This is a genomic window from Microcystis sp. M090S1 (genome assembly GCF_020246295.1).
GTDB lineage: Bacteria > Cyanobacteriota > Cyanobacteriia > Cyanobacteriales > Microcystaceae > Microcystis > Microcystis aeruginosa.
This window is the reverse complement of the sequence record NZ_JADBTF010000397.1, coordinates 1-9,576: the sequence shown is the minus strand read 5'-3', so window position 1 is coordinate 9,576 and position 9,576 is coordinate 1. Positions and strand designations below refer to the sequence as shown.

Here is a 9,576-nt window from a genome sequence, read left to right as displayed (position 1 = left end):
GGCACCCCCCTTATCAAGGGGGGCAGGGGGGATCAAACCCCCCTTATCAAGGGGGGCAGGGGGGATCAAACCCCCCAGGTAATTGACCCCTAAACTAATACACTTGTACTATAACCTGCCTAAAAAAATTCCAGAAAAGGGAATGAGGGAAAAAAGGGAAAAAAAGGGGAAAAGGGTTACAAAGTCCTCCCAGCACCGCACACCACCCGAAAACCGAGGCTGAGGTAGTAGTTGTCGTCGCGGCGGATGTTGTTGTAGCGGTAAGCAGAACGGCAGTAATCTGGAAAGCTGTACCAAGAACCGCCCCGCAGTACACCAATTCGGTTATCCGTCAAGAGTTCATTTATACTATTTAATAAGTTTTCATAACGATTATCATTATTTGTCTCGTCCCAAACGCTCCCGTCTGTGGGCGGTGCGCCTTGATAATCACCGTGCCACGGATCTAAACACCACTCCCAAACATTCCCGTGCATATCGTACAGCCCGAAGGCGTTGGGGGGATAGGAGCGGACGGGGGTGGTTTTCTTTGGGGATTTTTTCGCCTTTTCTTGTTGATAGACCTCTGAACTATTGTAATTCGCCAGTTCTGCCGTGATCGTCTCGCCAAAGTGGAAGGGAGTGGTTGTTCCCGCTCTACAAGCATATTCCCACTCGGCCTCGCTTGGTAAACGGTAATTTTTTCCCGTGTGACGGGACAGACGGGCGCAGAATTCGATCGCATCGTACCAACTCACGGACTCGACGGGGTTGTTATCGCTTTCCTTAAAGCGCGCGGGGTCTGGATCGAGGTCTTTTCCTTCCCTCGGTAGGTGGGCCACGAACCGCCATTGCGCCCGTGTAATCGGAGTCTGGCTCAGGTAGAAGGCACTGACGCTCACGGGGTGTTGGGGTTTTTCAGACTTGTAATCGTCCTTTTCTCCCGGTGAACCCATCAGGAAAGTTCCCCCCGGGATAGCAACCATAGTCAGGGGTTCGATTTCCTCCCCTAGGGGTTCCTCGTAGTAGTAGGCCTCCAGGGGTTCTCTTTTGGTAATTTCTCCCCGTTTATCGACGTATAGGGTCTCGAAGGTGAATTTTAGGAGTTTTTCGGGGGTCAAGATTTCCTGTTTTCGCTGCCTCACTCTCTCCTCGATGTTTTGGGCGATATCGGCGTACTCTCCCCCCCAAGTGCGGAGAACAGCCGCGTCCACCTCGGCAAAGTAGAGAGAGCGATCGCTGACTGCATCCGCTAGAGAACCCTGTGGATTGGGGATTAGAGCCTGAAAATCGCGAAATTCGCCGTAATGGTCGCGAATATAATCGCCGATGCCGCGCCAAATATCGATCGTGCGTCTAGCGGCACTATCTGCCAATAGTAGCTGACGAATGCCGGGGTAAAAATCGTACCAAGCATCCGGAACCGTCGCTCCTTCCGGACTAAAGGTAGATTTTTCGACCAGTCCGCTAAAAAAGACCTCCGCTAGATGCCAATGTTTACTATCGGGTAAAAATCGCCGCTGTGCCAATCGCATCACTGGAGGAATCAGGGGAACGGCCGCCAGCACTTTAGCCAGTTCTCGGGACAAGGGACTGGCATCGATTAAAAAGCCTCTCAATAACTCTTCCGGGGATTCCGCTTCCGGAGCGGCTGCCTCTTCTTCTCCGGTTTCACCCATATTCACCCCCGCAGTGGTTGCTCCCATTAAAACCCCCTGAATGGAATTACCACCGCTCCCAGCGATAAATTTCGCCCAGGTTGCAAAGTGAGCGGGGGATAGATTGAAAATGGGGAACCGATAGAGAATCTGCTTCGTGCGGAGTCTTTCCCCCACTTGCAGTATTGCATTGGCAGAAGCGGGACCCGGTGCGATCAAAGGCCGGAGTATTGCCCCCTCTAAAGCGGTTCGTTGCCATAGCTCCTGCGGGAAAATGTGAGCGATGGTGACGGGGTGTTCTTTGCCCAGATCCGCTAGGGTGGCAAAGGCAGACCCCGATCGCCAAGCTTTCCCCAAAGTATCGGTTAGGACGATAAAAAGTCGGTTTCCAGAGGGTGCAACCAGACTGCGAGGGTTCCGTTCGATTTGCCCCGCACCGGAAAGCAAACGAGCTTCATTTTCACCGGTCTCGAACCACCAAACCCGCACATCCCTAAAAAAGCCTTGCCAACGGAAGAGGGTGGTCATTCCCCCCGCTAGATCTCCCCAAAATTCCATCGGGGGAGAGCGATCGATCAACAGGTGAACCTCTAACCAACGTTCTAGGGGGGGACGGAAAGCGAGCATCGGTAATCCCCCCGCTTCGGCCGTCCGTTCCACTGTAACCTCGATATCCAACTCGTCGGCCCGTAATCCAGGCACGCGACGCGCTAGGGGGAGAATTGCCTTACTGATGGCGGTGGGTTCGGGTATCGGAAAGGGATCGGGGACGCGAACGGGAGAAGAACGATCGCTCTCGACCGAATCGCGCTTCCGGGAGGTCTGCGTCGGGCGATCGATGTTTTCGGGATGGACAACGGGAATCGTTGACTCGATCGCTCCGGGGGGAGGGGTTTCTTCACCGCTGCCGGATGACCGGTTATCATCCTGATCATTAGATGAGGTTGCTTCCGACTGTCCGGGCTGCTCGATCGACCAAGGTGCGATAATTCGATCGAGGTAAGCAGCGCACCAGATCAGTTCTGCCATTTCCCTCTCGTCTTCCCACCAGATAGCTTTTTTCCCTTCCATCTATCCCCCTACCCTTGCAAGGATTTAAAGATGGTGTCTAGCAGCTTGCTATCGGGGTCGGTGAGGTCGTTTCCCTGTAGTAACAGATAGACCGCGTTGAGCAGTTGATCGGTGGCTAGTTTGTCTTTGCGTTTGATTCGATCGAGAAATTCCCGGATCAGATTTCTGGCCGGTTCGTCCAATTGATTTAGGCTCTCCGGTGGGAAACGTTGCTCTAGTATCCGATAGAAATCATCCTCGTTGTCGGGTTGTTCGAGTCTTAAACGCAAACATCGACGCAGGAAAGCAGGGGGAAACTCCCGGGCCTCGTTACTGGTCATGAATACTAGCGGAAACTCCTGACAAGGCACACAACCTCGATCGATCGGGATTTTTTCCTCGCTGTCGTCCTGTTGACCGCGATAGGGAAGAACCGATTGGTCGCCGGTTTTTAATCGTGTCAATTCTGGGATCTCAAAAAATCCCTCCTCGAAAATATGGAGGAGATCGTTAGGCATATCGATGTCGCTTTTATCGATCTCATCAATTAGCAGCACCGCCGGTCGTCCGGGACGGGATTGTTTAAAAGCCATCCCCATGGGACCTAATCTTAGATAGCTGCCGATATCTGGTTCCTCGTACTCTCCCCCCTCTCCCACTTTCTGTCTTTGTAGGGAAGCTTCCTGTAACCGTCCGATCGCATCGTAGGCATAAAGACCCTCTTTAAGGGTGGTGCGGGAAACGATCGACCAACGGTAGGGGCCGGGTAGTCCCAATTCCCGCGCCACTGCGTAGGCCAGGGAAGTCTTGCCGGCGCCGGGGTTGCCCTCAATCAGTAGGGGACGACGCAAACAGAGGGCAGCATTCACCAATTCCACCGCTTTCCTATCCGCGACGAATCCTAAAGCCCTAGGGTCGATTTTTCCCTGTTCGGGCGGTATTTTCTGCGATTTCGCCGCTTTTGTCCATTCTTCCGGGGACAGGCTAAAACTGCGCCAAGGGGGTGGCGGTGGGATGCGATCGAGGTGTTTTCTTTGTTCTTTGGGTGTGGGTAAACTATCGGCACTCAGGGTCAAACCCCGATAGATGCGAAGGTCTTCTGCTTTGGAAACTGGTTTATTGGCCATTGGATTCCACCACTCTCGTGTTTAGAGGTCTTGGTCTCGGGGAGGGTTTGGGGTATAGATCGTCCCAGAAAAGGGCGATTTTTCGCTTGTTTCTGCGTAATTCTTTGATATTATCGGGCCAGTTTTTCCATTCCGAGGGTTTTAGATCGTTATCTGTCATCGGTTCGCCGGCGTTTCGACTCCAGACGGCGATCGGCAGGGATTCCACGATCTCTTCCAGATCGGCGATCGATGGTTCGGTTCCGATGTAGTAATGTTTCTGGTCAAGATCGCTATTATTTTCCCATAAAGCTCTCTTGATCTCCTCGATCTCGTCGCGTATCTCTCGGAAATCTTCATCAAAATAGCGATCGAAGGAGTTAATAAAAACAGGATACTCGTATCCGATAGATGGCCCCTCACCGCATCTAAACTTAATATCTTCTAGGGAGTGTTTCAGCAAAGCAAATGGAAGGAAAAATTCAATCTCTAGTCTCACTCGATTGGGTAAATAGTAAAACATTTCAGGAATTACCTGATAGAAACTATCTTGCATTTCTTCTAACATAAAACCTTGTTCTTTTTTATAGATATTCCATAACTTAATTTTATCGTTTATTCCCACAAAAAACATCGTATTTACATGAAAATATTCTGTTTGTAAGCCAGTATTATTATGTTTATCAATTGCGGGTGAGATTACAATTTGTATTCTTCCTTCTAGTTCGATATTTTTATTAAATTTATCCCACAATTCTCTCGCATATTTCTTGATTGTGTCTAACTGCACACCATCCCTATATCGAACAGCTTTACCTTTCCAAGTATCAATATCTTCAGCAATATCTCGGTTTTGATCCTTAAATAACTTCAACCTGCACCATTCAGAAAATAAAATCAAAGGACATATTTCTTGATTAACTGGCTTACTAGACAAATCTTTTAGTTTTTCTCTAAGCTCTTCTATGTTTGAAATAGATGACGATTTGGGATCTTCATAGACTAACAGAAAAGAGTTGATTAAAAATAAACTATTATCGGAATTAATATTTAAAATATTGAAAAGTTTTTCGATTAAATTAAATCGTTGATTTTCCCATTCTCGCGCAGTTTTCGGAGAGAATGGCAAAAACTGAGCATAGGTTTCGATCCCAGCAAGGTTATATTTAACCTTCTGACCATCGACTATATCCCGATTCATTTTATTAACTAATCGATTCAGTTCAACATATCCTCCCAAAACCAGATCGCTCGGTTCTATATTATCCAGAGCTTGTTGTAGAGCTTTCGATAATACTCCTTCCTTTGCCGTGTCCTTGGCCCGACAAGCTGCGATTGCGTAAACTTCGATATTATTTCCCCGGACGGGTTGGTAGGACTGGATCGCATCGCTAACGAATTTTATAATATCTCCCACACCACTTTGGGAGTAACAAGTATCAATAATATAGAGAACTTGAGAGATTGTTACTTGGTTATTTTTAATAGGACGAACTAAGTCTTGAGTCGGTAAAGCCGTTGAAGGTATATCGTCACTATTTGTGTCTTCCAGTATGAGATAATGTCCATCACCTTGACAATATTCGCCATGACCAGAATAGTAAAAAATAAGAATATTTTTCGTTCCATGTCGCTCTCTATCCCGAAGCCAATTAGGGAATAATTTTTTAAGATCGTTAGTTGTGGGATTCAAGTGTAAACTTGGCAGAACTCTTTCATATCCAAAACCACTGGTAAACAGACTGTTCACCAGTTCTAAATCCGTCTCGACGCTGGGTAATTGGTTGAATGCGTTGTAATCCTTTGTCCCACAAGCAATTAGATAATACTTGATTTCTTCATCCATATCATTGCCCATCAATCGATTAAGTAGCTGGTTATAATTAAATTAAAAATGGATTTTAGGTTCGATCCCCCCTTAGTCCTAGAGTTGATTTATAGTAGGGTTGATTCATGAATCAACCCTACCCTTAGTCCCCCCTTGATCAGGGTGGTGTCTGATAATTTTTAACACCTACCTACTTAACCCCGATCGAATTGCTTCCCCAGTTGCAACCGCCGTAAGATAGCTTTTGGCATCGTGAGCCTCGCAACCATTATAAACTAGCTTATCCTCGACAGTTCCCTCAAATAAAGGGTTGAGTTGCTTTGTCAACGCCACCACATCGCCATCGTCCGCGATATTCACCCATCTTTCCACATTTCCGGGCCAGCACCCCAGGTTATTGCGGGGGGATGGTTGCAGTCGATCGAAAATTAATTGTCTTATCCCCAAAGGAGAACCGAGAGTAACAAAGACTTTAATCGGCCATTCTGGATGCTGACATAAAGTTTCGTAACAGACGATCGAACCGAGAGAATGAGCCACAAGTACCCGCGTATCTTCGTCGATACATTCTATTACTCGCTCTTGAATCTGCTGTTTTAGCTTTCGATCGTGTAAATAGCTCCCCACTTGCTTAAGATAAGAAATAACCAATTTCTCGGCAATGCTACCGAAAAACCGAGATTCACTTAACCCCGACAAAGCTCTCTGGATAATTTTTGGGGTAGATTTTTCTCTCAAAAGGCTATCTGTATTCGGATGATTATTTTCTAATCGTTCCGTTTCTTGCCACCACGACTGGAGTAATTCTTTTTCCCAATCGGAATCGATATCATTAACATCGTAGTTCGGAATGCCGATCGCTTTCGATTTTCCCCGGAAAAGATCTCCGTAAAACGCACAACGAAAATCAGTATCGGACTCTAACTCGGTTCCCGCGAGTTTCAATCCATCCTTGAGACTTGGCAACCACTCAGCAGAAATCGTGTGGCTACCCCTAAATTCTTGCGCGATACCATGAACACCGACAATTTTAGCCATGATCCTCCAGTTACAGGGCTTTCCTATCCTTGTTGATTTTCAATTTTAAATGGTTTTTCGCACTTGAGAACAAGAATAAAATAAGCTCTTGACTATCTAAATTAATCGACTCTTTTAAGGTTGTGGTGATGAGCAAATCTGATCGAAGAAAAGACCTACACTATACACCCCCACCAATCGCCCATGGTGTGACATGGTGAACATTTTTTAGCCAATATTCAAGGGGAGAAATTGAAGTTGAGAAAAGGGGGATATCTCCAAGAAAATTTATCCCTGAAATTCCGTCAAAACCCCATAGATAGCCCAGATAGCCATGGCGCGTAAATAATGACAGGCGCGGAAAGTTCCCACCGATGTAATCGCTTCTGGAGTGCGAAATTGTAAGCCATTTTCATAGACTTGTTTCACCACCGCTTCTGTAATTTGCCATCCTTGCTTTTCCATTCCCATTTGCAGTAAAAAAGCCACCAACCCAAAATTAATTCCTACCCAAACTTCCAAGGGATGAGTTGCCTCGGGATTTTCGGGAGTACCATCGGGTTTTAACCCATTTGCCGCCCCAAATTTTCCCCCATGAAACTTGAGAAAACAAGCCTGATAAATCTTACTTAAAGCTGATTGCGTGTATTGATTTTCTACCACATCCGGTAAAGCCAATAAACGGGCATAAAATTGACCACATAATTGATCAGTCATGACCACATCGGAACCACTACCACTATCTAAATTATAATATTCTCCATTCCAGAGAGTCTGATGATAAATAGCGCGAGATTGCTGTAACCAACTAGCAAAAATTGCTGTATCTTCTCCAAGAATTGCCCCAATTTTAATCGTTGCTTCTAGCGCCGCTATCCACAAACCACCACAATAGGCACTAATTCCCTGTAAACGCCAATCATCAAAGGTTTGGTCTGGCGCGCCAGAATTTTCGGGAATCCCATCCTTATCAAGGTCAAAAGTTTTTAAATATTGCAAAGTCAGGACAATTGACGGCCAACATTCCCGCAGAAAATCCTCATCTTTAGCCCCCGTTAATAAATAATCTCGATAAACTAATAAAACAAAATCACTGCCTAAATCTTTCCAGAGATTACAATCTTGATAACTGGTGTAATTACTCTTTTGCCAAGGGTGTTCATTGGGCGCACCTAAATCGTGGGGAGTGGCATTTTTGGCCTTACGAATGGCACTAGCTTGGTTATATCCAATAATCCGAGGAGTATCGTCACTGCTGGGAATTGCCCTGGCAAAAGCTTCCATGACGGCCTTTTCTAAGCGCGGCCATAACATCAATAACCCAAAGGACCCATAGAGACGCACATCAAGACTTTCATACCAACGATAATCAATACATTCTAAGACCCCAAATTGACCGATAGGATCCTGTTCCGTGGCTGCCGTCCAGAGAGTACCGCCGTCAGTTAACAGATATAATTCGTTAAATAAAGCCATTTTAAACCAAGCAGCCAGATCGGTGCGTTCTAGGATCGGTTTTTGCCAGTTAATAATATTTTCTCGCCATGTATCGCCGTGTTTTAAAGCCGTGCGTACCATCGCCCAAGCATTTTGACCATTGCGACCGAAAAAGTCCGTATAACGACGATAATAGTTAATTCCTTGGGCAAATTCGGTGACTGGTAAATCCCAAGCTAAAATAAAAGGAATTTTGCGAGTTTTCCCCGGACGAATGGTAAAACGAATCGCCATGGCCGTGGCCGTTTCTTCCCCTTTTTCGGCGGGGGTTTCGTCCTCAATATCCGGTAAAGAGCCATTCATGGCGAAATAGTCCCAAACTTCGCCCCCATCGCCGGCAGGGTTCCATTTACCCAGATAAAATACCTCTAGACTCGGATTAGTGATACTAGCAATCGCCATCTGTCCATCCCCTTCCCCGGGGTTTTCGTAATCCCGACGCATTAGACAGCCAACGCGGAAATTATCGACAATCCATTGATTATAATTACCCTCACTTTCCCCCCATTTTGATTGATATTCATAGACGGGACTACCATCATCTCTCACCTTAACCACTGGGGATTTAATCGCGTTAGTAAACCAACCGATTGTATTTTGCCAAGTCAGCATAATACTAATAGTAATCGGTTTATCGGTGGGATTATGAGCCGTCCATTCAAATAGGGCTATAGGATAACTACTTTCTTGATAATTATGCGCCCAAACCGGTGAGAATTGTTCGCAAATTAATTGAGTCTGAAAAACATCTTTGTACTCGTACCAACTGCGGGGATAAAGGGCAGAATATGTTCCTTTTTCGGCTGGATACCACGACCAGCGCGATAATGTTCCATCCGTCGGGCTTTCCGTCGCCATAGCGTAGGCTTGGGCGCTTCCGTCTTCTGTTTGTTCAAAAATGCTAAATTGACAGGCCGCAAGGCTATTAAAACTGTGTTCACCGCCGTCCAGATGCCAGAGGTTAAAGTCACCTTTGGGGGAACGTCCGATGCAACCGGCCCCAAATCCTCCTAGAGGCATCCCATGCCAAGGACCATCATCTAAATTGCTGGCGTAGCGGACGCTGTAGGGTTTTTCCCAACCTTTGCCTAGAGGACGTTTCCAAGCAGCGGCGGGAATTTCTGGAAGGGAGACGAGATTAAGCATAGATGTTTTTAAGTGGGGTGTGGGGTGTGGGGAAGTGGGGAAGTGGGGAAGTGGGGAAGTGGGGAGAATAAATAAAAATAATCTCCTGACTTGAAAGAGGGTGTGGGGAAGTGGGAAAGTGGGGAAGTGGGGAGATGGGGAAGCTGTCTCATCACCCTATCACCCCAAAACCCTATCCCCCTATCTCCTCCTGAATACTGAATACTGACTCCACCAAGAAACTTTTTCACTAAACCCTAATTATTCGCTAAAGAGATAATTGCTGCGATCGCTAACTGGCCAATCTTGATTTTCT

Annotated in this window: 5 protein-coding genes; all 5 read right to left on the bottom strand. The window is 46.6% G+C overall.

The genetic code is table 11. The features are described 5' to 3' along the window. Nucleotides 1-176: 176 nt before the first annotated feature. The 5 genes from IM477_RS17650 to IM477_RS17630 all read right to left on the bottom strand — a co-directional run bounded on the left by IM477_RS17650 (nt 177) and on the right by IM477_RS17630 (nt 9,281). Nucleotides 177-2,708 (bottom strand): formylglycine-generating enzyme family protein, encoded by a 2,532-nt coding sequence (locus IM477_RS17650; protein ID WP_287732851.1) that lies wholly within the window; start codon nt 2,706-2,708, stop codon nt 177-179. A gap of 8 nt (nt 2,709-2,716) precedes the next feature. Continuing rightward, nucleotides 2,717-3,814: an AAA family ATPase gene (locus IM477_RS17645; RefSeq protein ID WP_287732850.1), complete on the bottom strand. Its 1,098-nt coding sequence runs from the start codon at nt 3,812-3,814 to the stop codon at nt 2,717-2,719. Beyond that, on the bottom strand, nt 3,804-5,651 hold the full coding sequence (locus IM477_RS17640; RefSeq protein ID WP_353845559.1) for a caspase family protein: 1,848 nt from the start codon (nt 5,649-5,651) through the stop codon (nt 3,804-3,806). The genes IM477_RS17645 and IM477_RS17640 overlap by 11 nt, the downstream gene beginning before the upstream one ends. Before the next feature lie 156 nt (nt 5,652-5,807). Continuing rightward, complete coding sequence (locus IM477_RS17635) at nt 5,808-6,659, bottom strand: hypothetical protein (RefSeq protein ID WP_287732848.1); 852 nt, start codon at nt 6,657-6,659, stop codon at nt 5,808-5,810. A 267-nt stretch (nt 6,660-6,926) separates the two neighbouring features. Further along, nucleotides 6,927-9,281: a GH116 family glycosyl hydrolase gene (locus IM477_RS17630; RefSeq protein ID WP_287732847.1), complete on the bottom strand. Its 2,355-nt coding sequence runs from the start codon at nt 9,279-9,281 to the stop codon at nt 6,927-6,929. Nucleotides 9,282-9,576 lie beyond the last annotated feature (295 nt).